Raw genomic sequence first — 24,752 nt, forward strand, 5'->3', positions numbered from 1 at the left:
ACTCTCCGGGAGTCAGCGCAGCGCGCCGACGCTGGCCAGCGCAAGGCGCACGAGCGTTCCCCTGCCACCTTCCATCTCGTCCGCCAGCGAGTCGGATGCCGCTTCCTGCGGCGACATCCACGTGACCTCGAGCGCGTCCTGGCGCGGTTCGCACGTGCCGGTCACGGGCACGACGAACGCGAGCGAGACCGCGTGCTGACGGTCATCGAAGAACGGACTGACGCCCGGAATCGGGAAGTACTCGGCGACCGTGAACGGCACGGGCTGTGGCGGCAGCAGCGGGAACGCCATCGGTCCGAGGTCGTTCTCGAGGTGGCGGAACAGCGCGTCGCGAACAGTCTCGCCGTAGCGGACGCGCCCCGAGACGAGCGAGCGGGTGATCTCACCGAGGGGGGTAGCGCGAAGCAGGATGCCGACCTCGGTGACCAGGCCCACACCGTCAGTGCGCACCGGGAGCGCCTCGACGTAGAGCATGGGCAGGCGCCGTCGCGCCTCGGCGAGTTCGATGTCGGTGAGCCAACCCGGATTGGAGGCGTTGCCGGGGGCGGGAGATCCGAAGCTTCCGTCGCCGACGGGATGACCGGCGCGACCGAACGAGGAGCCGATCCCGCCCAGCGGATCGCGGGGCGCTCCCTCGTCATCGCGCTCGTTGGGGTCAGGGTCTGGGGTCCGTACCGGCATGTCTCTTGTATACCCTGAGGCCATGAGCGAGATCGACACGCCGGCGCTCGCCGACGATACGGTCCTCTGGTCGAGCGACCCCGAGGACCGCGCCGGACGGCCGCTGCTCGTGCTGCTGCACGGCTACGGGTCCGACGAACACGATCTGTTCGGGCTACGGCCGTACCTTCCGGCGGACGTCACGGTCGCCGCCGTTCGCGCACCCCTCACGCCCCCGTGGCCCGCGCCGGGATACTCCTGGTATCCGATCGAAGGACTGGATGGCCGCGACCCGTCGCGGGTGACGGACGCCGCGCGTCGCCTCATCGAGTGGGTCGACACCCTCGCGGGCGACGACCCGGTCGGGCTTCTCGGTTTCTCGCAGGGTGCGGCGGTCTCGATGCAAGCGCTGCGGCTGGAGCCGCACCGGTTCGCGTTCGCCGTCAACCTCAGCGGCTACGTGGCCCCGGGCGACCTGGAGGGCGATGCGGCGATGGCCGAGCGAAAGCCGCCGGTGTTCTGGGGCCGCGGGACGCACGATGACGTCATCCCCCAGGCGCTCGTTGAGCACACGATGCAGTGGCTGCCCGCCCACGCCACGCTCTCGGGCGGCGCGTACCCGGGACTGACGCACAGTGTCTCGGAGCAGGAACTCGCCGACGTCCGCGAGTTCCTCGACGCACAACTCGCCGCGCTCTGAGGGTCGGGACAGGTCGGACTGGTCGGCAAACCGTAACCCGCGCGCAACAGTTCTCCGCCACGCTGTGTGCATGTCGATCAAGGTGGCTCTCGAGCACCGCACCGCGTACGAGTTCGCCCGGCCGATCTCGGTCGCACCCCACCTCGTTCGGCTGAGGCCGGCCCCGCACTCACGGACCCCCATCGAGGCGTACTCGCTCGAGGTGAGCCCGAAGAACCACTTCGTCAACTGGCAGCAGGATCCCTTCGGTAACTGGGTGGCCCGCCTGGTCTTTCCCGAGAAGGTGGACCGGCTCGAGATCACGGTGGGCCTGGTCGCCGACATGATGGTCATCAATCCGCTCGACTTCTTCATCGAGGAGTACGCGGAGCGGTTCCCCTTCGAGTACCGCCCGGACCTGGCATCCGATCTCGCCCCCTACCTGCGTTCTGTCCCCGGCAGCGGTCGCGCCCAAAGATGGCGCGAGACCCTGCCGCCGCTGCCCGAGGACGGAGTTCCGACCGTCACGTTCCTCGCCGACCTGAACCGCGCCGTGCAGCAGCGGGTCTCATACAGCGTGCGGATGGAAGCCGGAGTGCAGACCCCAAACCATACGCTTCGCAGCGGCATCGGCTCGTGCCGCGACAGCGCCTGGTTGCTCGTGAGCCTGCTGCGCCAGTACGGGCTGGCCGCGCGGTTCGTCTCGGGATATCTCGTCCAGCTCGCCCCCGACCAGGCGTCGCTCGACGGGCCCAGCGGGCCGGCCGCCGACTTCACCGACCTGCACGCGTGGGCCGAGGTCTACATTCCTGGAGCCGGCTGGATCGGGCTGGATGCCACGAGCGGCCTGTTCGCGGGCGAGGGCCACATTCCACTGAGCGCCACACCCGAACCCTCGTCGGCTGCCCCCATCTCGGGTGCTACCGAGGCTGTCGAGGTGGAGTTCTCGTTCCACAACGAGGTGCGCCGCATCCACGAGGACCCCCGCACGACCCGCCCCTACACCGACGCGCAGTGGCAGCGCATCGACGAGCTCGGCGAGGCCGTCGATGAACGGCTGACCGCCGCGGATGTGCGCCTGACCATGGGCGGCGAGCCGACGTTCATCTCGGTCGATGATACGACGGCCCCCGAATGGAACACCGACGCCGACGGCGACCACAAGCGGGAGCTCGCAGACACGCTCGCCGAGAAGCTGCGCGAGCGGTACGCGGGCGGCGGCATCGTGCACCGCGGCCAGGGCAAGTGGTACCCGGGCGAGCCGCTGCCTCGCTGGAACATCGCGCTGCAGTGGCGCAAAGACGGGGTGCCGCTGTGGAACGACCCGTCCCTGTTCGCCGACCCGTGGTCCGATGAACCCCAGCCAGGCGCGACGACGGATGCCGAAACCCTGGCCCGGCGCGTCACCCAGACCCTCGGCATCCCGAATAGCCGCCTGCTGCCCGCCTACGAAGACCCGCTCGCGGCGCTGGCGGCGGAGGTGCGCAAGCCCGCCGGTGAACCCACCGACGTCGAGGGATTCGACGAGCACGACCTCGCCGCCCTCGACCGTGATGTCGACACCCCCACCGGCTGGGTCTTGCCCCTCACGACCGACGGGCACTGGACGAGCCCCGTGTGGACGTTCCGTCGCGGCCGGCTCGTACTCAGCCCCGGCACGAGCCCCATCGGCCTGCGCCTGCCGCTGGATTCGGTGTCGTGGACACCCCCGGAGCTGACGGCAGAACCCTCGTATCTCGAAGAGTCACCGCTTCGCGAGCCCGAGATCCCGGACGTGTCGCTGCAGGGTGTGGCAACCACCGCGACCACCGCTGTCGCGTTCGAGGCCCGCGATGGTCAGGTGCACGTCTTCCTCCCCCCGGTCGCGCACCTCGAGGACTACACCGACCTGCTGCACGTCCTCGAGCAGGCGGCCTCTGCCACCGGCATCCGTCTCGTGATCGAGGGGTATGCGCCGCCGCCCGACACGCGGCTCGAGCAGCTCGTCGTGACCCCCGATCCCGGCGTCATCGAGGTGAACGTGCAGCCGGTGTCGTCGTGGGCGCAGCAGCGCGAGCTGACCACATCGCTCTACGACCTTGCCCGGCGCAGCCGCCTGTCCACCGAGAAGTTCGACCTCGACGGCCTGCACACCGGAACCGGCGGCGGCAACCACATCACGATCGGCGGCATTCAGCCCATCGACTCGCCGCTGCTTCGTCGCCCCGACCTGCTGGCAAGCCTGATCACCTACTGGCAGCGGCATCCGAGCCTGTCCTACCTCTTCTCGGGGCGGTTCATCGGCCCCACGAGCCAAGCTCCGCGTTTCGACGAGGGCAGGCCCGAGGCTGTGTACGAGATGGAGGTCGCGCTGCGCGAGCTGCGGCGGCTGGATGCCGAGGCTGCAGCCGCCGGCGGCAGCGCCCGCCCCTGGATCGTGGACCGGGCCCTGCGCCACCTCTTGACCGACCTGACCGGGAACACCCACCGGGCCGAGTTCTGCATCGACAAGCTGTACAGCCCCGACTCCAGCCGGGGACGCCTCGGGCTGCTCGAACTCCGCGGATTCGAGATGCCGCCGCATCCCGAACTCGCCCTCGTCCAGGCTCTCCTGGTGCGCAGCCTCATCGCCTGGTTCTGGGACACGCCCTACGACGAGCCGCTCGTGCGCTGGGGAACGCGCCTTCACGACGAATTCCTCCTCCCTCACGGGACGCTGCTCGATATCGAAGGCGTCGTCGACGACCTGAACCGCGCGGGCATCCCGTTCGAGCAGTCCTGGCTCGACGCCTTCGCAGAGTTCCGCTTCCCGCGCATCGGGCTGGCTCGGATCTCGGCGCCCGGAGCACGCATCGAACTCGAACTTCGGCAGGCGATCGAACCGTGGCACGTGCTCGGCGAAGAAGCCACGGGATCGGGAACCGCGCGCTACGTGGACTCCTCTGTGGAGCGCATTCAGGTCACGGTGCGCGGCATCGACGAGCGCCGACACCTTGTGACGTGCAATGGTGTACCTGTGCCTCTCACCTCGACCGGCACGCTCGGCGAGTTCTACGCGGGCGTGCGCTATCGCGCCTGGCAGCCGTGGTCGGCGCTGCATCCCTCGATCGAGGTGCACTCGCCGCTGACCGTCGACGTGATCGACACGCGTGCCGAGGCGAGCCTCGGCGGCGCTACCTACCACGTCGTCCACCCGGGCGGACGGGCGTACAAGCACCCGCCGGTGAACGCGTTCGAGGCTGAGGCTCGCCGTGCGAGCCGCTTCGAGGCCCACGGACACACTCCCGGGCACGTCGATGTGGGCGCCCTCCGCGAGCGCGGCCGCCACGCGGCATCCGCCGACTATCCGCACACCCTCGACCTGCGCAGGATCGCCCCGGCGTGAGCGTCCTCCGCGACTATGCCGCCGCGGTCACCCAACCCACGCTGCCCTTCGCTTCACCCCGGGGATCCTCGGCGCGCTTCGACGAGGTCATCGCACCCGACGGCACGTTGCGACCCGCGTGGCGCGCGATGGCCCCCGGAGCACTCACCCTCACCATCGACGACCTGTCGCGACTGAACCGCGAAGTCGGGGCACTCCTGGCCGATGACGGCGTGACCTACAACCCGGCCGACTCCGAACCCGAGCCGTGGCGCCTGGATCCCGTGCCCCTCGTGCTCGACAGCAGCGACTGGGCCAAGCTCGATGTCGGACTCGCGCAGCGCGCCGAACTCCTCAACGCTCTGCTCGTGGACGTCTACGGCGAGCGCCGGATGCTGCGCGAAGGCATCCTGCCTGCAGCGACAGTGCTGGGGCACGCCGGCTACATCCGGGCGGTCGCCGGAACCGGATCCACCGACCCGCACCCCCTGCTGTTCAGCGCCACCGATCTCGGGCGCGACGGCGACGGCGAGTGGCGGGTCATCTCCGATCGCGTGCAGGCACCCTCGGGGCTCGGCTACGCGATGGAGAACCGCCGGATCGTCTCGCAGGTCGTTCCCGAGCTGTTCCACGGCGCCACGCTGCACCGCATCGAGCCCTACTTCGACGCTCTGCGCGAAGCGCTCATCGCGGCGGCACCGGATGCCCGCCCCGATGCACGCGTCGTGGTTCTCACCCCCGGCGCCCTGTCAGAAACCGCCTACGACCAGGCATTCCTGGCGGGCATGCTCGGCTTCCCGCTCGTGCAGGGGGCAGACCTCGTCGTGCGAGACGGCAAGGTCTGGATGAAACCCGCAGGATGGCCCGAGGTGACACCGCGGGAGCGCGTCGACGTCATTCTGCGTCGCGTGGATGCCGAATGGTGCGACCCCCTCGAGCTGCGGGGAAACTCGCAACTCGGCGTCGCGGGGTTGACCGAGGCGGTTCGCCGGGGCGGCGTGCGCCTTGTCAACGGGCTCGGCGCCGGTGTGCTCGAGAACCCGGCGCTGCTTCCGTTCCTTCCCGCGCTGTGCGAGCGCCTGCTCGGCGAACAGTTGCGCCTCGCGTCGACGCCGACCTGGTGGTGCGGCGATCCTGACGCTCTGGACCTGCTCACCCCGCGGCTGCTCGGAGCAGACCCGACGGTTGTCGTTCGGGCCATCGACGGGCCTCGGACACCGCTCGACGCATCCGACCCCGCCCGGCTCGTCGACAGCATACGGCACAGCCCGCACCGTTTCGCCGCGCAAGAGCTCCTCCCGCTCTCGCAGGCACCGACGTGGCGCTCGCCCGGCCAGGTCGACGCGAGGCCGGTGGTGCTGCGAACATTCACGCTCCGGCATCAGTCGACCTACCGTCCGCTCATCGGCGGGCTTGCCACCGCCGTCGCTGACGCCGCACTTCCGACCGCATCGAAGGACGTGTGGGTTCTCAAGGCCGATCCGGCGGACCTCGATCAAGGCTTGCCGGACGCCACAACGGTCGCCGTCGTCCAGTCAGTCCCCGAGGTGGCCCCGCGCGCACTCGACGACCTGTTCTGGTCGGGACGCTACGCGGAGCGCGCTGAGGATCTGCTGCGGCTCGTTCTCGCGATCCGATCGGATGCCGATCAGCTCACCGCACCCGGATTGACCGCGGCGCAGAGCACCCAGGTGCTCGTGGGCGCGACGCAGCGCCTGTGCGGCACGCGGTGGCTCGACCTCGACGACGAGTTCCGGTCGGTACTGCTCGACGGCGCTCGTCCCGGCTCGGTGGCGCACTCGCTCTCACGCTTGCGGACGACCCTCGAGGGAGTGCGCGATCAGCTCTCGGCCGACACCTGGCGGGTGTTCGCCGCCACCGATCGCGCCGGCGCTGCCCTGCGGATCACTCCGCACGCCCACGGCATCGGCGAGGCAGCGGGACAGATGCTCACGGCGCTTCTGGCGCTGCAGGGCACCTCGGCGAACATGATCCGCGATGCCGGCTGGCACATGATCGAGACCGGGCGGGCCATCGAGCGCGCGCTGCAGATCGGCATCCTGCTGCGAGCGACGATGGTCGACCGCCTCGTCGGCGACGTCGAACAAGAAGTTCTCGAAGCGGTGCTGCGTGCCAGCGAAAGCGTGGTCACGCACCGCCGCCGGTACCGCGGCGGGCTCTACGCGAGCGGCGTGATCGATCTGCTGGTCCGTGACCCCGAGAACCCCCGATCACTGCGATTCGCCGTGGCGCGCATCCGGGAGCACCTGGCCGCCCAGCCGCTGTCGACCGGGTCGACTCGCCCCGAGCGACTGCTCGATCAGCTCGAGGCCCAGATCGCGGACGTACAGGTCGCCGACCTCGCAATGGCCATCGATGACCGCCGGTCGACGCTCCACGACACCCTCACGGATGCCGATGCGCAGCTGCGTGAGATCGCGCGGGCGATCGAGGCACTGCACTTCTCGGCTGGCCCCCCGCTGCAGACCTACGCATCGCTGTCGCTGACCGAACTCACGGGGGCACTCTCGTGAGGAGCGACGCATGAAGTACGCGGTGTCGCACCGGACCGTCTACGAATACAGCGACGATGTGCGCAACAGTCTCGGGCTTGCGCACGTGGCCCCGAGACCGGTCGCGTGGCAGCAGATCGCGTCGCACACCGTGACGATCGATCCCGAGCCGAACGACATCAGCCACGAGCGGGATGCCTTCGGCAACGTCGTGACGTACTTCCACGTCACTGTGCCCCACACGCGCCTGGTCGTCGACGCGCGCACCGACGTGACCGTCGAAGCACCCCGCTATGACGGTGCGGCGCTGGCGCTGCCCTGGGAGCAATCGCGTCCGGTGCAGCATCCTGATGCGCCCGGCGCCTGGGCCGCCGCGGAGTTCGCTGTGGAGTCCCCGAAGGCTGAGCACGTCACCGACGCCCACGCGTATGCCGCTGCATCCTTGACCCCCGGGCGACCGATCGGCGAAGCGGCCACCGACCTCATGCACCGCATCAAGGCCGACTTCGACTACGACAAGACGGCGACCACGGTCACCAGCTCGGTAGCCGAGGTGTTCCGGACGCGTGCGGGGGTCTGCCAGGACTTCGCGCACCTCGCCCTCGCGTGCCTTCGCAGCCACGGAGTCGCGGCGCGCTACGTGAGCGGATACCTCGCGACCCAGCCGCCGCCCGGTCGCGAGCGGATCGTCGGCGCCGACGCCTCGCACGCATGGCTCGCGGTCTGGATGCCGGGATCTGACGAGTGGCTCGCGATCGACCCGACCAACGACCAGTGGGCTAACGACCGCTACGTCACCGTCGCCTGGGGGCGGGACTACGGCGATGTCTCCCCCGTCAAAGGCATCATCTTCACCACCGCGAAGCGTTCGACCCTGCGCGTCTCGGTCGACGTCGCCCCGGCACCGGCATCCCCCACCCCGGCATCCTGACGACTCCGCCCCACCGGCCCCAGGTCGCAACGGCGCAGTTTGTGCGCGACACGCCGGCATCCAGCCCGTCCGCCCGGCGCGCCGCCGACTCCATGCGCCGTTGCGACCTGCGCGCGGACGCGGATCGCCGCGAGCGCAAGCCCTCCTGACACGTCGTGTTCGTGTGCGAGGATTCGCCCGTGAAGTCCTACACCTGCCGGGTCTGCGGCAATCGCCTGTTCTTCGAGAACTCGGTCTGCGTCTCATGCGAGACACCGCTGGGATACTCCCGCGCCGAGCGCGACATCGTGCCGCTCGATACCGACGACCGCACGTACACGGATGCCGAGGGTGGCGTCTGGCACGTGTGCGCAAACCTGGGGCTATCGGGCTGCACCTGGCTCACGACGGATGCCGGCGGGCTGTGCTTCAGCTGCGGCTTGACCCGCACACGTCCCAACGACGCCGACCTCGAGGGGATCTCGAACTACGCTCCCGCCGAACGCGCCAAACGCCACCTCATCGCGGAGCTCGACGAGCTCGGCATCCCGATTCTCGACCGCACCGACGACCCCCGCGGCGTCGCCTTCGACCTGCTCTCGAGCGTTGCGGAACAGGTGACGATCGGGCACGCTGACGGCATCGTCACGATCGACCTCGCCGAGGCAGAGGATGCGCACCGCGAGAAGGTGCGGGCGATGCTCGACGAGCCGTACCGCACGATGCTCGGTCACTTCCGCCATGAGATCGGGCACTACTACGAGTCTTTTCTCATCACCGACGACCAGACGCGCGACCGCGCACGAGAGCTCTTCGGCGACGAGTCCGAGGACTATCAGGCGGCGATCGATCGCCACTACGCCGAAGGTGCTCCGGATGACTGGCAACAGCACTTCATCTCGCAATACGCGACGATGCACCCGTGGGAGGACTTCGCCGAAACCTGGGCCCACTACCTTCACATCAGCGACAGCATCCAGACCGCCGAGGAATTCGGCCTGCTCCGCCCCGCGCCGACCGCCTCGTTCCGCGAGCGCGTCACGAAGACGTGGATGCCACTGTCGACCGCTCTGAACATGATGAACCGGTCGATGGGCTACGACGACCTCTACCCGTTCGTCCTGTCCACTCCGGTGCTCGACAAACTCGAGTTCGTCGCAGGCCTCGCGGCAGACGCGGCGGCCGGCTCAGTCAAAGACTCGTCGGCAGGGGACGTCGAACCCGAGTCCGGCGCGTAGCCAACTCCTCAATCTCGGCGCCAGGAAGCTGCGTTTCCGCTCCGCGGCGGCTGTAGAACCCCGGTCTTGAGGAGTTCGCCACCGGGAACCCCCGGGCTAGCGTGATGCGCGCGAGCGACGGCGAACGTGGTCGAGAGCGATGACGGCGAGCCCCGCGGTCAGCAGAGCCGCCGGCATCCCCCAGGATGGCGGCGCCGACGCTCCGGTGTCGGGAAGCCGGGTCGAGGTGGGACTCGGGGTGGGTGTCGGCGTTGGCGTCGGTGCAGCGAAGGCGTCGGTGACCGTCGCCGATACCGTGGAGTTCGCCACCGCAACAACGGATGCCGGAACCGTCGTGGTGGACGCCAGCACCGCATCGGCAGTGTGCCCGTCAGCGGTCTGCGTGACGATGCACGTTGCGCCGGCGGGCACAGCCGACAGGGTCACCACCCGGGTCGTTCCCGCCGGAGTGCCGGCGGCGAGCGTTCCCGAGTTCTCGACGGGATGTCGCCCGGGCTGCTCGAGCTCGGGTCGTTGAGCACGATCTGCGCTGTCTCGACCGTCCTTCCCGAGCCGGTGATCGTCGTCGGGTAGGGGGTTTGCGGGTCGGTGATCGCCGTCTCCTGGGCTCCGAACAGACCGCTCTGGTGCCGCATCGCGACGACCGTGGCTTCGGTCGAAGCCCGCGGGGGATCGCTGACGCCGGGGCCGGTTCCGGGCTCCGCGAGGGCGGGTGCGGCGCCGATGCCGACGAGGAACGCGGTGAGAAGAGTCGCGGCGAGGACGGTTGGGGTGGCACGCATGGGATCCTCCGTACGTCACTCTCGCACGTCCGCGCTCACATGTGTGCGCTCCGCGTCACCCGCTCACCCGGTCTCGCCCCTCACCCAGCGTCAGGCTCACCGTCGTAGTAGTCCACGGCGTCGTCGTCACGGAAGAGCATCGTGGGGCGGGCGGTCGTGTACGCCATCGTCTTTCGCGAGTCCGGGTAGCCGATCACGTCCTGTTCGGATGTCGTGTCCAGGTCGACGTACCGGAGCGGCTCACCGCCGGTAGCCGTCATCCGGTGCGCGCCCGCCGGCCCGGGTGGAAAGACGACGACCTCCCCCGGGCCGATGTCGAATTCAGCACCCGGGGTACGCACCCGACCCGTTCCCGACAGGATGACGTAGGCCTCGGTGACGCCAGCGTGCCAGTGATATGGGTACGCCGACTGACCCGGCGGGATCTCCATGAATGAGACCTGTAGCTGAGTGCCCTCTTTGGGAACAACGACGTGCTTGGCGAACGTGAACCGTCCACGGTCGCCGTGCCGGGCCTCGAAATCGTCCTGCCGTCCGTGCACCACCTGGTCGAATGCCATGGTCGCTCCTTTGCTCACCGTCACGGTACTCCCTTGGGGGCGGCGCCGCCCGGTTCGTCTGTCAACTCGCTGGGGCAGCCCCGTTCGCGTCGACGTTCTGCGTCAGGGCCGGGACGAACCCCGCGATGCACAGCGTCGCTAACTCCTCAAGATCGGGCCACCTACCGTGGCCGCAGGCGCCCCACGCAGCATCCGTCGCCCGTTCTGAGGAGTTCGCTGCGGGCTGGGACCGAGACCGCCCCGGATGTCGGTGGGGCGGGCGAAGATAGGGGGATGGCGGATGTGCTCGAGAGGTTCGGTCCTGCCACGCAGGATTGGTTCCGCGGCGCATTCACCGCACCGACCCCGGCTCAGGCCGGCGCGTGGGAGGCGATCTCGGCGGGCCGCCACGCGCTCGTGGTTGCTCCGACCGGTTCCGGCAAGACGCTCTCGGCATTCCTGTGGGCCATCGACCGTGTGTTCCGGGAGAAGGCTGAAACCCCGCAGGATGCCGCGGGCACCCGCATCCTCTACATCTCACCGCTCAAGGCTCTCGGTGTCGACGTGGAGCGCAACCTCCGCTCGCCGCTCGTCGGCATCGACCAGGCAGCCCGCCGACGCGGGCTGAGCCTCCCCGGGGTCTCGGTCGGCGTCCGCTCCGGAGACACCCCGTCGACGGAGCGCCGCAAGCTCGTCGCGACGCCGCCCGACATCCTGATCACGACCCCCGAGTCGCTTTACCTCATGCTCACGAGCCAGGCGGGCCGCACCCTCACGGGAGTTCACACGGTCATCGTCGACGAGGTCCACGCCGTGGCCGCGACCAAACGCGGCGCGCACCTGGCCCTCAGCCTCGAGCGCCTGGACGCCATGATCCGCGCCGAGAGGCCGGATGCGGCATCCGTGCAGCGCATCGGCCTATCGGCGACGGTGCGACCGATCGACGAGGTTGCCCGGTTCCTCGGGGGCGCAGCCCCGGTCGAGATCGTCGCGCCGCCGGCATCCAAGACCTTCGAGATGCGGGTCACGGTCCCGGTCGAAGACATGCTCAACCCACCGCCGGCCGCGGCATCCACCACGGGTGGGCCAGGCGTGCGGTCGACGGATGCGACGGCACCGACCTCCGGACAAAGCGAAGACTGGTATTCGCCATCCGGCGGAACACCCCCACGCCCCGAGAACACGGAGATGACGGGATCGGTCTGGCCTCATGTCGAAGAGGCCATTGTCGACCGGGTCCTTCAACACCGGTCGACGATCGTGTTCGCCAACTCGCGGCGGCTCGCGGAGCGTCTCACCGCGAGGCTCAACGAGATCTACGCAGAGCGGCTGGGTATCGAGCTCCCCGAACCGACGATCGCGGCAGCGATGCCCGCGCAAAGCGGCCAGACGGCTGGGGCTGATGCCGTGCTCGCGAAGGCCCACCACGGGTCCGTCTCGAAAGAGCAGCGCGCACTCGTCGAAGAGGAACTCAAGTCCGGCATCCTGCGTTGCGTCGTTGCCACGAGCAGTCTCGAGCTCGGCATCGATATGGGAGCTGTCGACCTCGTCATCCAGGTCGAAGCGCCGCCGAGCGCGGCATCCGGCCTGCAGCGCATCGGCCGCGCCGGTCACCAGGTGGGCGAGATCAGCCGGGCTTCCCTGTTTCCCAAGCACCGCTCCGACGTGCTGCACACCGCGATCGTCACGGAGCGGATGCTCGCGGGTCAGATCGAGGCGATCCAGGTGCCGCAGAATCCGCTCGACATCCTCGCGCAGCAAACCGTCGCAGCAGCGGCCCTCGCCCCGCTCCACGTCGAGGAGTGGTTCGAGACCGTCAAACGCAGCGCCCCGTTCCGCTCGCTTCCGCGCTCGGCGTTCGAAGCCACCCTCGACCTGCTCGCCGGCAGGTTTCCCTCAGACGAGTTCGCAGAGCTCCGTCCGCGCGTCGTGTGGGATCGGGATGCCGGAACCCTCACCGGCCGCCCGGGCGCGCAGCGCATCGCCGTCACGAGCGGTGGGACGATCCCTGACCGCGGCATGTTCGGCGTGTTCGTCGCGGGCGAGAGCCAGAACGCGCGCGTCGGCGAGCTCGACGAAGAGATGGTTTACGAGTCGCGCGTGAACGACGTCTTCACGCTCGGCACGACGAGCTGGCGCATCGTCGAGATCACCCACGATCGCGTCAACGTCCTCCCCGCATACGGCCAGCCGGGGCGGGTGCCGTTCTGGCACGGCGACGGGATCGGCAGGCCCGCGGAGCTCGGGGAGGCGCTCGGAGCCTTCACGCGTGAGATCTCCACTGCGCCACCTCCTGCCGCCGACGCGCGACTGACGGATGCCGGGCTCGACGCGAACGCGAAGACCAATCTGCTCGCGTACCTCGCTGACCAGCGCGAAGCCACCGGGACGTTGCCGACCGATCGAAGCCTCACTGTCGAACGCGGCCGCGACGAGGTCGGCGATTGGCGTGTCATCCTGCATTCCCCGTACGGCATGCAAGTCCACGCGCCATGGGCGCTTGCGGTCAACGCGAGGATCCGGGAGCGGCTCGGTGTCGAGGGATCCGCCGTTGCGAGCGACGACGGCATCATCGCGCGCGTTCCCGACACCACGAGCGAGCCGCCCGGCGCCGAGCTGTTCGTCTTTGACGCCGACGAGCTCGAGCCACTCATCACGCAAGAGGTCGGCGGGTCTGCCCTGTTCGCGTCCCGTTTCCGCGAGTGCGCGGCCCGGGCGCTTCTGATGCCCCGGATGAATCCGAACCGCCGTAGCCCGCTGTGGCAACAGCGGCAACGGTCAGCCCAGTTGCTCGAGGTAGCCCGTCGGCATCCGACATTCCCCGTGATCCTCGAAACGCTGCGCGAAGTTCTACAGGACGTGTACGACGTGCCCGCGCTGCTTCGGATCGTCCGGTCGATCGCCGACCGCCGCATCCGCCTCATCGAGGTCGAGACTCCACAGCCCTCGCCGTTCGCGCGAGACCTGCTGTTCGGCTACGTCGGCGCGTTCATGTACGAGGGCGACTCGCCCCTTGCCGAACGCCGCGCCGCCGCGCTGGCCGTCGACCCTGCACTGCTGTCGGAGCTGCTCGGCACCGTGGAGATGCGCGAGCTTCTCGACCCCGACGTCATCACCCAGTTCGAATCCGAGGCGCAGCACGTCGCGCCGGACCGCCGCGTCCGCGGGCTCGAGGGCGTGGCCGACTTGCTCCGGCTGCTCGGGCCGCTGTCTGGTGCAGAAGTAGCGGCACGGCTGCAGGCGGTATCCGGTGCCGCCGAGACAGAAGCAGCCGACCCCGAGCACACCGGAACGGCCGCGACAGTCGCCGAGGCAACGGCTCACCTCGAGACGCTCGTGGCCAGTCGCCGCGCGATCGAGGTCACGATCGGCGGTGTCGATCGGGTAGCGGCCATCGAAGATGCCGGACGCCTGCGCGACGCCCTCGGCATTCCGCTGCCCGTCGGCATCCCTGTCGCGTTCCTCGAACCGGTCGCAGACCCGCTCGGCGACCTGATAGCCCGGCACGCCCGCACCCACGGACCCTTCACCACGGATGCCGTCGCCGAGCGACTGGGCATCGGGACCGCCGTCGCGCGACTCACGCTGCAGCGACTCGAAGCGCAAGGTCGCGTCACGAGCGGCTACTTTCTCCCGGCCTCGTCGGCACTCGACGGCGGCGAGAACGAGTGGTGCGACTCGGAAGTACTGCGTCGGCTGCGGATGCGCTCGCTCGCGGCGATCCGAGGAAGCATCGAGCCCGTGCCGCAGGAGGCACTCGCCCGGTTCCTGCCCGCGTGGCAGCACCTGACCCGCCCGCTCGAAGGCGTCGACGGCGTACTCGCCGTGATCGAGCAACTGGCCGGCGTGCCGATTCCCGCCAGCGCATGGGAGTCACTCGTTCTGCCGAGTCGCGTTCGCGACTATCGCCCCGCGCTGCTTGACGAACTCACCGCTACGGGGGAGGTCATCTGGTCGGGGCACGGAACCCTCCCAGGACGCGACGGGTGGATCGCGCTGCATCCGGCCGACGCCATCGCCCTGAGCCTCCCGACCCGACCCGACGACGACATCGCAGCTGAGTCCCTCGAGGCACGCATCCTCGACGCGCTCGCCAGCGGCGGGGCGTACTTCGCGGGGCAGCTTCGGAGTCTCACTGACGCCGCTAACGAGCAGTCGGTGATCGAGGCGCTCTGGGCCCTGACGTGGGCGGGCCGGGTCACAAATGACACGTTCGCTCCCGTGCGCGGTCTGCTGTCGGGCGGGTCCCAGGCGCACCGCAGCGCCAGGCGCGCTCCCCGTGCGCGAATGTTCCGCGGGTCATCCATCGCGGCCACCCTCCCCCGTTCCATCACAAGCGGCGCGCGCGCGAGCGTCGGCGGTGTGAGCGCGGGAGCTGGCGGTCGCTGGTCGCTTCTTCCCGACCCGGAGCCGGAGCCCACGGTGCGGGCCGCCGCGACTGCCGGCATCCTGCTCGACCGCTACGGGGTCGTCACCCGCGGCTCTGTCCAGAGCGAGGCGGTCCCGGGCGGGTTCGCGCAGGTGTATCGCACGCTCGCGGATGCCGAACGTGCCGGCCACTGTCGCCGCGGATACCTCGTCGAAAAGCTCGGCGGGGCACAGTTCGCGGCATCCGCTACCGTCGATCGCTTGCGCGAGTTCTCCGCGGTTGCCGACCCCGCTCCGCTGGCCGCGATAACCCTGGCTGCCACCGACCCCGCGACCGCATACGGTGCTGCGCTCGCCTGGCCGACCCTCGAGGGTGTCGGTCATCGCCCTGGCCGCAAGGCTGGAGCCCTCGTGACGCTCGTCGACGGCGAGCTCGCGCTGTATCTCGAGCGCGGTGGCAAGTCAGCGCTCATCTTCAGTTCCGATGACGCGATAGTTGCCGCGGCCACAGCCAACCTCGCCGAGACCGCCCGGGCACGGCACCTCGACACGCTCACTGTCGAGCAGGTGAACGGTGACCCGATCTTCGGGACGGCCTTCGCCCGCGCCCTGCGCGAGGCAGGCTTCGTCGAAACCCCGCGCGGCCTCACTCTGCGCAAGACCTCGGGGTCGCCGCGTGCCTGAGGGTGACACCGTGTTTCGTGCGGCGCGGATGCTGAACGCGGCGCTCGCGGGCGACACGGTGACCCGTTTCGATCTGCGCGTGCCGCAGCTGGCTACCGCGGACCTCACCGGTGAACAGGTCCACGGGGTGCTGCCGCGCGGCAAGCACCTCCTCACGCGCATCGGGCCGTGGACGCTGCACTCGCACCTCAAGATGGAGGGCGAATGGCACGTCTACCGTCCCGGGGAGCGCTGGCGGGCGCCGGCGTTTCGAGCTCGGGCAATCGTCGGAACGACGGATGCCGAAACTGTCGGATTTGACCTCGCCGAGATCGCCCTTGTCCCGACCGATCGCGAGGACGAGCTTGTCGGTTACCTCGGGCCCGACCCCCTCAGCGACAGCTGGGATCTCGACGAAGCGGCCAGGCGCGTGGGCGCGGACCCGCGAGAGATCCACGTCGCGGTGCTCGACCAGCGCAACGTTGCGGGGTTCGGAAACGTGTACGCGAACGAGATGCTGTTCGTGCGCGGCATCCATCCCGAAACACCGGGAACTCAGGTCGACGCGCGTGCCCTGCTCGAGGTCGGAACGCGAATGATCCGCGCGAATCGCGATCGCGTCGAGCGCACGTTCACGGGCGTCGATCGGAGGGGCGAGCGGATGTGGGTCTACGGCCGGGAGAAAAGGCCATGCCGTCGATGCGGAACGCCGATTCTCGCCGGCGCACTCGGTGCCGACGCCACGCGGGAACGGAACGTGTTCTGGTGCCCGCGCTGCCAGACCTGACGGTGGCGGGCAGCCGGCAGCGACCGCGGGATCAGTGACCGATGTAGCGGCCCGGGCGGTGGTTCATCGCCAGCACGAGGTTGAGCACGACGGCGCCGAGGGCGCTCAGCACCACGTTGGGCCACGGCACCACCAGCAGTGCCGCGGCAACGATGATGACGTCGAAGATCATCTGGGTCCAGCCTGCCCGGAATCCCCAGCGATCCTGCACGATGAGTGCAATGATGTTGATCCCGCCGAGGCTCGCCCGGTGCCGGAACAAGATCAGCAGACCCACCCCGGCCAGGAGGTTCCCGCCGAGGGTGCCGTAGATCGGGTTGAGGCCATCGATAGCGAAGAGGGCGTGGTGCACTACCGACCACCCCGAGACCATTGCGATCGCGATGACGGTCCGGATCGTGAAGCTCCAGCCGCGCTGCCACACCGCGAGCACGGCGAACGGAAGGTTGATGATCAGGAACAGCATCCAAAACGGCAACCCGGACGCGTACTGGATCAGCAGCGCGAGTCCCGCCGTGCCGCCGGTGACCGCTTCCGAGGACTGCAGCAGATAGAGCCCCAGTGATGCGGTGAAGGTTCCGGTGAGGATGCCGAGGATGTCCTCGGCCGGCGAGTGCGCGGTAGCTCGCTCATCGAATACGAGGGTGCGGGTGGCCTCCGGAGACGGGGTCGAAGGCTGATTCGGGGTCGCCGGATCAGCCTGCTGCGCGTCGCCGAGATCGTCGGTTGGCATGCCTCCCATTCTCTGCCAATCCGAAATCGAACCCGTTCCGAAGAATTGTCAAGCCGGGAGACGACGAACCCGAGATCCGGCACCATTGCCGCTACGAAGCAATCAGCGGCAAACGGATGCAGGGGAATGAATCTCCGTACCACGGCGTTGGGGAAGGTACTGGGGACGAACGGCCCCGTGGAGGAGATCGTGGGCAAGAACTACGTCGACATCGAAAACGACCACGGCGAGACGCTGCGGTATCGCAAGCACGCCAACGGGCGAGGGCTGATCGCGCACGGGGCCAAGGTGCACCCGACGGCGATCGTCGAGGCTGGGGCGTATGTCGAGCCGGGAGTTCAGATCGCTGCTGGCGCCCGAATCGGCCGCGGCGTGTGGATCGAGTCTGACGCACTCATCGGTCCGGAGGTCGTCGTTGCGCCGCACGCGCACATCGGCCCGGGAGCGGCGATCGGCGCCGGCTCCAAGATCGGCATCCGCACCGTCATCGGCGCTCACGCGCGCGTAGCGGTCGGCTCGCTTCTCGGCGACGACGAGACCGTCGGTGAGAACGAGCGGGTAGCGACAGATCGTCGCGGCCTCCGGCTCGCCGCCTGAGCTGGGCAACCTCGTCGCCATTGTCGTGGCGGTAGCCTGACGGGATGGCCAGGCGCGACCGATCTCCCCGATCACGTGATGCGCCTGTGCCACCTGACACGCCTCCGGCTGAGCTATTCCGGTTGGGAGCTGTGCCCGGGGCGACGCCGGGAAGGTGGATTTCGCTGTGGCGAGAACGGATGCCGCGCACGCGCCTGGAGCTGGTGGAGATCAGCCCGGCCTCGCAGCGTGACCAGTTGGTGGCCGGGAGCGTCGATGCGGCGCTGGTCCGACTGCCCATCGACAAGACCGACCTCCATGCCATCCCGCTCTATGACGAGGTCCCGGTGGTGGTCTTCTCAAGCGACTCGGCACTGTCGGTGGCCGAGGAGCTTACCCCCGAGGACCTGGCGGGCGAGGTCCTCATCGTCCCGGAGGATGACGTCCTTCGGGTGACAGCCCCGGGAACCCTCGAGCCGCGTTTCGTGACCCCGACGGACACGAAGGCGGCTGTCGAACTGGCGGCGGCGGGTGTCGGCATCCTGATCGTCCCGATGTCGCTCGCGCGGCTGCATCACCGCAAGGACGTCACGTATCGGACCCTCGCGGGCGGTCCCACCTCGAGCATCGCGCTGGCATGGGTAGCTGAGCGCACCACACCCGAGGTCGAGGCCTTCGTCGGCATCGTGCGCGGCCGCAGCACCCGTTCCTCCCGCTCCTAGCGGCGGATCAGGCGCCTCGGCTATTCGCGACGGTAGGAAGAATCCGCGGCGTAGGACGTTTAGCCCCAGAACCCACCTACCTGCGTGATTTCTCCTACCTCGGGGAGAGCCGCAACCGGATCAGGTGGCGCCCTGGGGCGGATGCCGAACCAGCTCGACCCGCTCGCGAACGTAGGTCTCGGCATCCGCGTAGCCGCCGGCCATACTCCAGCGCACGCGAAGCTGCCCGTCGCTCACTGCGAGCGGCGCTATCTGTGTTGATGGCTGCTCACCGAGGGTCGAGGTGTCGATGCGCCGCCACCCGAGGTGGACCGGGGTGCCGGGCAGGATGCCGCCACGAAACGCCGCCTCGGCGAGCCCAGCCCGCGCACGCTGGGACTCCGCGGTGTATCCGCGGCGCGCCGGCTCCCGCGACCTCACGATCTCGCCGGTCGCGTAGAGGTCGACGGGGCCGAGCAGGAGCACGCCGAGATGCCATGCCTCATCGCGGAGGACGACCCTCGGTGCGCGCGGAATGCCCAGCATCCGTGGTGTCACTACCTCGCCGAGCAGCTCCCGCGGCGCCGCGGCGAGTTCAGCTCTGGCCCACGCGAGCAGACCGGGCAGATCAGCTGGTTTCACCGCGCTAGACCGCGTCATCCAGCTCGGCGGGAACGCGGCTGACGCGCTCGCCTCGCAACAGCATTCCAATGAGCGGATAGATCAGCACCGACAGCATTCCCGCGGTCACGAACAGGGCTGCCTGCGCCGAGGTGAGGAGATTCTCGTCCACGCCGATCGCGGTGACGGCGACGATGATCGGCAGGCCCGTCGCACCCAAGAGACCAAGAGCGATCCGATCGCGCACGCGCGACCCCGGCGGTGCGACGAGCATCGACGGCACACCGCGCACGATCAGCAACGCCACGAGGACGACGGGCACGAACAGCAGCAGCGCGGGGTTTGCCAGCAGTGCCGCGAGGTCGAAGGTGACGCCGGTGTAGATGAAGAAGATCGGCACGAGGAATCCGAAGGCGATCCCCTCGATCTTGCTCTCGACAGCCTCACGGTTCTCCTCGGATGCGTCGCGCATCATGAGCTGCCACACGATTCCTGCGGTGAACGCCCCGAGCAGGATGTCGAGATCGAGCGCAATACTCAGGGCGAGCAGCGCCCCGAGGATCAGGAACACGACACGGATCGCGTACTGTCCCGACGTGTGCAACGTCGCGCTGACCACGCGGTGCATCATCCCGTGCGGGATCCGGAAGGCGAGCCAGATCGCAAGCCCCGCGATCACGAGGAAGGCAGCGAGCACGATCGAGGCGACGCCCGGGTCTCGCCCGCCGAGGAAGACGGAGATCGCGACCAGCGGACCGAACTCGCCCACCGCGCCGACTGCCGCAACCGCCTTGCCGAACGGAGTCTTCAGTTCGCCGGCGTCGCGAAGGATGGGAAGGATCGTCCCGAGGGCCGTCGACGACAGCGCGATGCCGATGATGATCGCCGCGCCCAGCGGGCCGACGAGCAGGCCGATCAGGATGCCGATCCCGAGCGAGAGCAGCCATCCGACCGCGGCGTTGCGGCCGGTTCGCCCGCGGAAGGCCGTGAAGTCGAGTTCGGATCCTGCGACGAAGAACAGCATCGCGAGTCCGAACTGAGCGAGGGCCGCGAAGAAGTCGACCGGCTCCACCCAGGCGAGCACGGACGGCCCGACCAGGATGCCGAGCACGAGTTCGAACACGACGATCGGAACCGCGAACCACCGCCCGATCACCCGGGTCAGCAGCGGTGCGAGCGCTGCCAGCAGCGGGATGATCAGGAGATTCGCGGACATCCCTTCACGATAGCGAGCACCAGCCCGGGCTCGGGTCAGGGGCAACCACCGGCACGAACCCACACTCTTCTGCGCGAACCCACACGATCCGCACGCAGAAACGTGTGGGCTCGCACCCAAACCTGTGGGTTCGGCGCTCGGTTCGGGGCTCGGGTCAGGGGCGAGCGGGGGCGACGATCGCGGCGGAGTCGGGGGCGAGGGTGATTACGGATGCCGCGCCCGACGGGTCGGGGCCGGACGCCGCGGTGATGACGGGCTCGACCTCACCCCCTCCCGCGCTCAGCAGGATGACGGCATCCGGCGCCACGGCGAAGGTGTGCGACGACCCGGTGAGATTCACGAGGACCGATAGCTCACCGCGCTGGAGCACGAACCACCGCGCCCGCGGATCATCGCTGTCGGCACCACTCCCCGAAAGCGCATCGCAGTCCGCGAAGGCGGGATCTGTCAGCTCGGGCCGCGCGCGACGCACCGCGGCGAGGTCGCGATACAGCTGCAGCAGCCGCGCGTGGTCGACCCCCACCTCCGGTGAGGTGGCTGCCTCTGCCCAGTCCAGCTTCGAGCGGTGGAAGGTCTCGGGATCCTGCGGGTCGGGGACGATCGCCGGGTCCCAGCCCATTTTCTCGAACTCCTCGATGCGACCCTTTGCGGTAGCTTCCCTCAGCTCGGGCTCCGGGTGCGAGGTGAAGAACTGCCACGGCGTGGATGCTCCCCATTCCTCGCCCATGAACAGCATCGGCGTTCCGGGCGTAGTCAGTGTCAAGACCGCTGCGACGGCAAGCCGGTCGGTGGAGAGGGACTGGCTGAGCCTGTCGCCGGCGGCGCGATTACCGATCTGATCATGGTCTTGGCCGAAGGTCACCAGCCGCCAGGTGGGAACCGTCGGTGGGATCGGGAAGCCGTGGTCCCGCCCCCGGAACGACGAGTAGGTGCCGTTGTGGAAGAACCCTTCGGTCCAGACCTTGGGGAAGGCGCCCAGCGCGCCGAAGTCCTCGTAGTACCCCACGGTCTCGCCGCTGACTGCGACATGGAGCGCGTGGTGGTAGTCATCGCTCCACTGTGCGGTGAGACCGTACCCGCCGGCTTCCCGCGGCAGGATCAGAGTCGGGTCGTTCAGATCGGACTCCGCGATGAGCGTCAGCGGCCGACCCTGGTGCGCCGAGAGGGCATCGGCGGCCTCGGCGAGCTCCTGCAGGATGTGGGTCGGGCTCTCATCACGGAGGGCATGCACGGCATCCAGCCGCAGCCCGTCGACGTGGTAATCGCGCAGCCACATGAGGGAGTTCTGGATGATGAACTCGCGCACCTCGCGCGCGTCGAGGTTGACCGACAGTCCCCACGTGTTGCGCGCCGCATCACGCAGGTACGGGCCGAACTCGGGCAGATAGTTCCCGCTGGGGCCGAGGTGGTTATAGACGACGTCCTGGATGACGGCCAGCCCCGCGGCGTGCGCGGCATCCACGAACCGCTGATAGGCGGCGGGGCCGCCGTAGGCCTCATGGACCGTGTACCAGAGCACGCCGTCGTAGCCCCAGTTCCAGACGCCGTTGAACCCGTTGACCGGCAGCAGCTCGACGTGCGTGACCCCGAGCGAGATCAGGTGATCGAACCGCTCGATGGCGGCATCCAGGGTGCCTTCGGGAGTGAAGGTTCCGACGTGCATCTCGTAGATCAGGCCGCCGGCCAACTGACGTCCGGTCCACGAGCCGTCGGTCCACGCGAAGGCTTCGGCGTCGAAGAACGCCGATGCTTCGTGCACTCCCCGGGGCTGACGCCGCGACCGCGGATCGGGGCGCAGCGCGTCGCCGTCCCCGAGGACGAACCCGTACTCGTCACCATCAGCAAGCTCAACGTCTGCCGTCCACCATCCGCGCTCACGCACGGTCATCTCCGCGTCGGCATGGCCGGGTCGACGCATCCGTACCCGCTCCGCTCGGGGAGCCCAGACCTCGATCATGCTTCCTCCGCTTCTCTGGAACCCGAGACACCGGAGCCTGTGTGAGAAACCCCGTCACGTGCGGTGTCTCGACGCTTCTCGGGTGTCTGACGTGTCAGGAGCGCGACAGGAAGCGCGCTCAGCACCTCGCCCAGGGGCACGTCTCCGCCGGGATAGGCCCGGCCCGTGAGCGCATCGGTCCAGGTTCCGCCCGGAATCAGCATCCGGGTGTCGCCCCAGCCGCCCCCCGCCACCAGGCCCACGGGCAGCCGGGTGGCGACGGCGATCGCCCCACCCCGGTCGAAAGCTATGGCGTGCCCGGACGCCGAACCCAGCACCTCGACGGGCAGATAGCGCGTGAACAGCTCGGGCCGGTCGCGCCGCAACCGCAGCGCGCGCGAGGTGACCAGCAGCTTCGCTGCCCCCGAAGCGTCGATGGCGGGAACGTTCCCCTCGGACTCGCCACGGTCGAGCTCGGCGAGCATCGCCGCGCGCTTCGCGAAGTCGACAGCGCGACGGTTGTCGGGGTCCACCAGAGAGGTCTCCCACAACTCCGACCCCTGGTAAACGTCGGGAACTCCGGGCCCAGCCACCTGCACGAGCTTCGCAGACAGCGAGTTACTCCACCCCGGCTGCGCGATCTCGGCGACGAAAGCCTCGACCAGTTCCCTGGCTTCACCGTACGCAGCGTCGACGACGGCGTGCATCCGGCGCTCGAAGTCGGCATCGGGATTCCACCAGGTCGTTGCCTCTGCCGCTTCCCGTGCTGCCTTCTCGGCGTAGGCGTGCAGGCGCTCAGGAGTGGCGGGCCACGATCCGATGATCGCCTGCCACAGCAGGGCGTCGAACGGCCCGTGTCCCGTCGAGGCGATTCCTCGCAACTGTTCGAGCACGTTCGCCCAGCGATGCGGGATCTCGGCGAGCACCGAGAGGCGCGCCCGCACGTCCTCCCCGCGCTTCGTGTCGTGCGTCGACAGGGACGTCATCGATGTCGGCCGCTGTGCCTGCCTGCGGGCAAACGCCTCGTGGAGCCCCGCGACCGATAGCGAGAACACCGACGGATCCCCGCCGACCTCGGTGAGGGTGCCCAGGCGCGTGGCCCGGTAGAACGCGGTGTCTTCGACGCCCTTGGCCATGACCGGGCCCGTCGTCTGCTGGAAGCGGCGGGCCACCTCGAGCGCCGGGTCGGCCACGAACGGCGAGAGCGTATCGATCGCCGCGGCCAGGTCGGGGCGGCGAGCGGATGCCTCGGCCAGGGCTTCATCGAGTGCCTCCCGCCCCGCGGGGAGGTAGGAGCGGTAGACGGGGAAGCAGGCGAGGATCTCAGCCAGGGCATCGGCGGCATCCGGAGCAGCGAGCGCCACGTGCTCGGGCAGACATCGCACGAGTCGGGCGATCTCGCTGCCCTGGATCGTGTCTGCGATCATCCGCTTGGTGTCGTGGATGAGATCGGGCCAGGGTTGCGCCGGCCGCAGGCCGGTCGCGCGGCGCAGCCGCTCGTCGAGGGCGTCAAGGGCACCCTCACCGTCAGGGTCGATGAGGACGCGGTCGATCTCGGCCATGGCGTCGTACCCGGTCGTGCCGTCGGTGTCCCACCAGGCCGGCAGCAACTCAGGATGCTCCGTCGCGCTGTGCTCGAGGATCTTCTCGACCAGCGTGTACCGGCGGCCGGTGAGCGAGCCGAGCCGTTCGAGATAGCCGCCGGGGTCGACAAGCCCGTCGGGGTGATCGATGCGCAGGCCATCGGCCAGCCCCTCCCGGAACCACCGCGCCACCTCTTCGTGGGCCTCGTCGAAGACCACCGGGTCTTCGACGCGCACTCCCGCCAGGGTCGAGACCGCGAAAAAGCGCCGGTAGTTCAGCTCGGATGCCTCGAGCTGCCAGAACATCAGCTCGAAGTGCTGTCGAGCGAGCACCTGGCGGACGGCATCCGGGTACGACGTCGCTTCCGCCGGCGCGGTCCCCTCCGCGAGCGGGAACTCGTGGTCGAAGTAGCGCACCGTGCCGTGGGGCGCGAGCGCCGTCGGCGCCGGATCCACCCGGATCTCCATCGCATCGATGATCTCGTCGGCGTCCGACCCGAGGACCGGCACTCGCACCTTTCCGCCGCCGAACTCCCAATCGATGTCGAACGCTGCGGCGTACCGCGAGTCGCGACCACGCAGCAGCACGTCCCACCACCACGGGTTCTCGGCGGGCACCGCGATCCCCATGTGGTTGGGAACCGTGTCGATGAGAATGCCGAGGCCCGCGGCGCGCGCGGCAGCGGCGAAGCGTTCGAGTCCCTCCGCCCCGCCGCGGGCGGGGTCTACGCGGGTCGGGTCGACGACGTCGTATCCGTGATCGGAGCCGGAAGTCGACTGCAACAGCGGGGAAAGATAGGCCCAACCGACGCCGAGGTCGCGCAGGTACCCGGTGACGGCGGCTGCGGCATCCAGGTCGAACGCGGCGCGGATCTGCAGGCGGTAGGTCGACTCAGGATGCATC

At 69.1% G+C, this 24,752-nt stretch carries 18 protein-coding genes; 9 read left to right on the plus strand and 9 right to left on the minus strand.

The window, feature by feature from the left end; translation table 11 throughout:
• Window positions 1-12: 12 nt before the first annotated feature.
• Window positions 13-681: an NUDIX hydrolase family protein gene (locus LL236_RS03310; RefSeq protein WP_228177370.1), complete on the minus strand. Its 669-nt coding sequence runs from the start codon at window positions 679-681 to the stop codon at window positions 13-15.
• 22 nt (window positions 682-703) lie between these two features.
• Here LL236_RS03310 and LL236_RS03315 point away from each other — a divergent pair, with 22 nt between their 5' ends.
• The 5 genes from LL236_RS03315 to LL236_RS03335 all read left to right on the plus strand — a co-directional run bounded on the left by LL236_RS03315 (window position 704) and on the right by LL236_RS03335 (window position 9,343).
• Complete coding sequence (locus LL236_RS03315; RefSeq protein WP_228177371.1) at window positions 704-1,360, plus strand: alpha/beta hydrolase; 657 nt, start codon at window positions 704-706, stop codon at window positions 1,358-1,360.
• 70 nt (window positions 1,361-1,430) lie between these two features.
• Window positions 1,431-4,703: a transglutaminase family protein gene (locus LL236_RS03320; RefSeq protein ID WP_228177372.1), complete on the plus strand. Its 3,273-nt coding sequence runs from the start codon at window positions 1,431-1,433 to the stop codon at window positions 4,701-4,703.
• Entirely contained in the window at window positions 4,700-7,216 is a 2,517-nt protein-coding gene (locus LL236_RS03325) for a circularly permuted type 2 ATP-grasp protein (protein WP_228177373.1), read from the plus strand. The genes LL236_RS03320 and LL236_RS03325 overlap by 4 nt, the downstream gene beginning before the upstream one ends.
• 10 nt (window positions 7,217-7,226) lie before the next feature.
• Window positions 7,227-8,126, plus strand: coding sequence for a transglutaminase family protein (locus LL236_RS03330; protein ID WP_228177374.1), 900 nt, complete (start codon window positions 7,227-7,229; stop codon window positions 8,124-8,126).
• Between the two features lie 179 nt (window positions 8,127-8,305).
• The gene (locus tag LL236_RS03335; RefSeq protein WP_228177375.1) at window positions 8,306-9,343 is read left to right on the plus strand and encodes a zinc-binding metallopeptidase family protein; all 1,038 of its coding nucleotides are present in this window, start codon (window positions 8,306-8,308) and stop codon (window positions 9,341-9,343) included.
• Between the two features lie 96 nt (window positions 9,344-9,439).
• Here LL236_RS03335 and LL236_RS03340 read toward each other — a convergent pair whose 3' ends face one another.
• The 3 genes from LL236_RS03340 to LL236_RS03350 form a co-directional block, all read right to left on the minus strand.
• On the minus strand, window positions 9,440-9,769 hold the full coding sequence (locus LL236_RS03340; protein ID WP_228177376.1) for a hypothetical protein: 330 nt from the start codon (window positions 9,767-9,769) through the stop codon (window positions 9,440-9,442).
• Window positions 9,766-10,125: a hypothetical protein gene (locus tag LL236_RS03345; protein ID WP_228177377.1), complete on the minus strand. Its 360-nt coding sequence runs from the start codon at window positions 10,123-10,125 to the stop codon at window positions 9,766-9,768. Before LL236_RS03345 ends, LL236_RS03340 begins: the two co-directional genes overlap by 4 nt.
• Before the next feature lie 80 nt (window positions 10,126-10,205).
• On the minus strand, window positions 10,206-10,685 hold the full coding sequence (locus LL236_RS03350; protein ID WP_228177378.1) for a cupin domain-containing protein: 480 nt from the start codon (window positions 10,683-10,685) through the stop codon (window positions 10,206-10,208).
• Between the two features lie 273 nt (window positions 10,686-10,958).
• Here LL236_RS03350 and LL236_RS03355 point away from each other — a divergent pair, with 273 nt between their 5' ends.
• Together LL236_RS03355 and LL236_RS03360 are read left to right on the plus strand one after the other, a co-directional pair.
• The gene (locus tag LL236_RS03355; RefSeq protein WP_228177379.1) at window positions 10,959-15,716 is read left to right on the plus strand and encodes an Lhr family ATP-dependent helicase; all 4,758 of its coding nucleotides are present in this window, start codon (window positions 10,959-10,961) and stop codon (window positions 15,714-15,716) included.
• Window positions 15,709-16,482: a DNA-formamidopyrimidine glycosylase family protein gene (locus LL236_RS03360; RefSeq protein WP_228177380.1), complete on the plus strand. Its 774-nt coding sequence runs from the start codon at window positions 15,709-15,711 to the stop codon at window positions 16,480-16,482. Before LL236_RS03355 ends, LL236_RS03360 begins: the two co-directional genes overlap by 8 nt.
• A gap of 31 nt (window positions 16,483-16,513) precedes the next feature.
• Here the strand turns inward: LL236_RS03360 and LL236_RS03365 are convergent, their stop codons facing one another.
• Window positions 16,514-17,215 carry a YitT family protein gene (locus LL236_RS03365; RefSeq protein WP_228177381.1) on the minus strand — a complete coding sequence of 234 codons (702 nt, stop codon included), beginning with the start codon at window positions 17,213-17,215 and terminating at the stop codon, window positions 16,514-16,516.
• 189 nt (window positions 17,216-17,404) lie between these two features.
• Here LL236_RS03365 and LL236_RS03370 point away from each other — a divergent pair, with 189 nt between their 5' ends.
• Together LL236_RS03370 and LL236_RS03375 are read left to right on the plus strand one after the other, a co-directional pair.
• Window positions 17,405-17,812: a transferase gene (locus LL236_RS03370; protein WP_374198000.1), complete on the plus strand. Its 408-nt coding sequence runs from the start codon at window positions 17,405-17,407 to the stop codon at window positions 17,810-17,812.
• Window positions 17,813-17,943: 131 nt separating this feature from the next.
• Complete coding sequence (locus LL236_RS03375) at window positions 17,944-18,513, plus strand: LysR family substrate-binding domain-containing protein (protein WP_374198001.1); 570 nt, start codon at window positions 17,944-17,946, stop codon at window positions 18,511-18,513.
• Between the two features lie 120 nt (window positions 18,514-18,633).
• On the opposite strand, the gene LL236_RS03380 is transcribed toward LL236_RS03375, so the two are convergent.
• The 4 genes from LL236_RS03380 to treY all read right to left on the minus strand — a co-directional run bounded on the left by LL236_RS03380 (window position 18,634) and on the right by treY (window position 24,751).
• Window positions 18,634-19,152: a glutaminase gene (locus LL236_RS03380; protein ID WP_228177384.1), complete on the minus strand. Its 519-nt coding sequence runs from the start codon at window positions 19,150-19,152 to the stop codon at window positions 18,634-18,636.
• Window positions 19,139-20,329, minus strand: coding sequence for a cation:proton antiporter (locus tag LL236_RS03385; RefSeq protein WP_228177385.1), 1,191 nt, complete (start codon window positions 20,327-20,329; stop codon window positions 19,139-19,141). The genes LL236_RS03380 and LL236_RS03385 overlap by 14 nt, the downstream gene beginning before the upstream one ends.
• A 154-nt stretch (window positions 20,330-20,483) precedes the next feature.
• Complete coding sequence (treZ, locus tag LL236_RS03390; protein ID WP_228177386.1) at window positions 20,484-22,286, minus strand: malto-oligosyltrehalose trehalohydrolase; 1,803 nt, start codon at window positions 22,284-22,286, stop codon at window positions 20,484-20,486.
• Window positions 22,283-24,751 (minus strand): malto-oligosyltrehalose synthase, encoded by a 2,469-nt coding sequence (gene treY / locus LL236_RS03395; RefSeq protein ID WP_228177387.1) that lies wholly within the window; start codon window positions 24,749-24,751, stop codon window positions 22,283-22,285. The genes treZ and treY overlap by 4 nt, the downstream gene beginning before the upstream one ends.
• Between the last annotated feature and the right edge of the window lies 1 nt (window position 24,752).

The organism is Microbacterium schleiferi (genome assembly GCF_020781975.1).
GTDB lineage: Bacteria > Actinomycetota > Actinomycetes > Actinomycetales > Microbacteriaceae > Microbacterium.

What these genes read in the sequence shown, in the direction of transcription:
- LL236_RS03365 (WP_228177381.1), bottom strand. Translation starts at nt 17,215, where the DNA reads ATGCCAACCGACGATCTCGGCGACGCGCAGCAGGCTGATCCGGCGACC.
- LL236_RS03310 (WP_228177370.1), bottom strand. Translation starts at nt 681, where the DNA reads ATGCCGGTACGGACCCCAGACCCTGACCCCAACGAGCGCGATGACGAG.
- LL236_RS03315 (WP_228177371.1), top strand. Translation starts at nt 704, where the DNA reads ATGAGCGAGATCGACACGCCGGCGCTCGCCGACGATACGGTCCTCTGG.
- LL236_RS03355 (WP_228177379.1), top strand. Translation starts at nt 10,959, where the DNA reads ATGGCGGATGTGCTCGAGAGGTTCGGTCCTGCCACGCAGGATTGGTTC.
- treZ (WP_228177386.1), bottom strand. Translation starts at nt 22,286, where the DNA reads ATGATCGAGGTCTGGGCTCCCCGAGCGGAGCGGGTACGGATGCGTCGA.
- LL236_RS03320 (WP_228177372.1), top strand. Translation starts at nt 1,431, where the DNA reads ATGTCGATCAAGGTGGCTCTCGAGCACCGCACCGCGTACGAGTTCGCC.
- LL236_RS03385 (WP_228177385.1), bottom strand. Translation starts at nt 20,329, where the DNA reads ATGTCCGCGAATCTCCTGATCATCCCGCTGCTGGCAGCGCTCGCACCG.
- treY (WP_228177387.1), bottom strand. Translation starts at nt 24,751, where the DNA reads ATGCATCCTGAGTCGACCTACCGCCTGCAGATCCGCGCCGCGTTCGAC.
- LL236_RS03350 (WP_228177378.1), bottom strand. Translation starts at nt 10,685, where the DNA reads ATGGCATTCGACCAGGTGGTGCACGGACGGCAGGACGATTTCGAGGCC.
- LL236_RS03330 (WP_228177374.1), top strand. Translation starts at nt 7,227, where the DNA reads ATGAAGTACGCGGTGTCGCACCGGACCGTCTACGAATACAGCGACGAT.
- LL236_RS03345 (WP_228177377.1), bottom strand. Translation starts at nt 10,125, where the DNA reads ATGCGTGCCACCCCAACCGTCCTCGCCGCGACTCTTCTCACCGCGTTC.
- LL236_RS03380 (WP_228177384.1), bottom strand. Translation starts at nt 19,152, where the DNA reads ATGACGCGGTCTAGCGCGGTGAAACCAGCTGATCTGCCCGGTCTGCTC.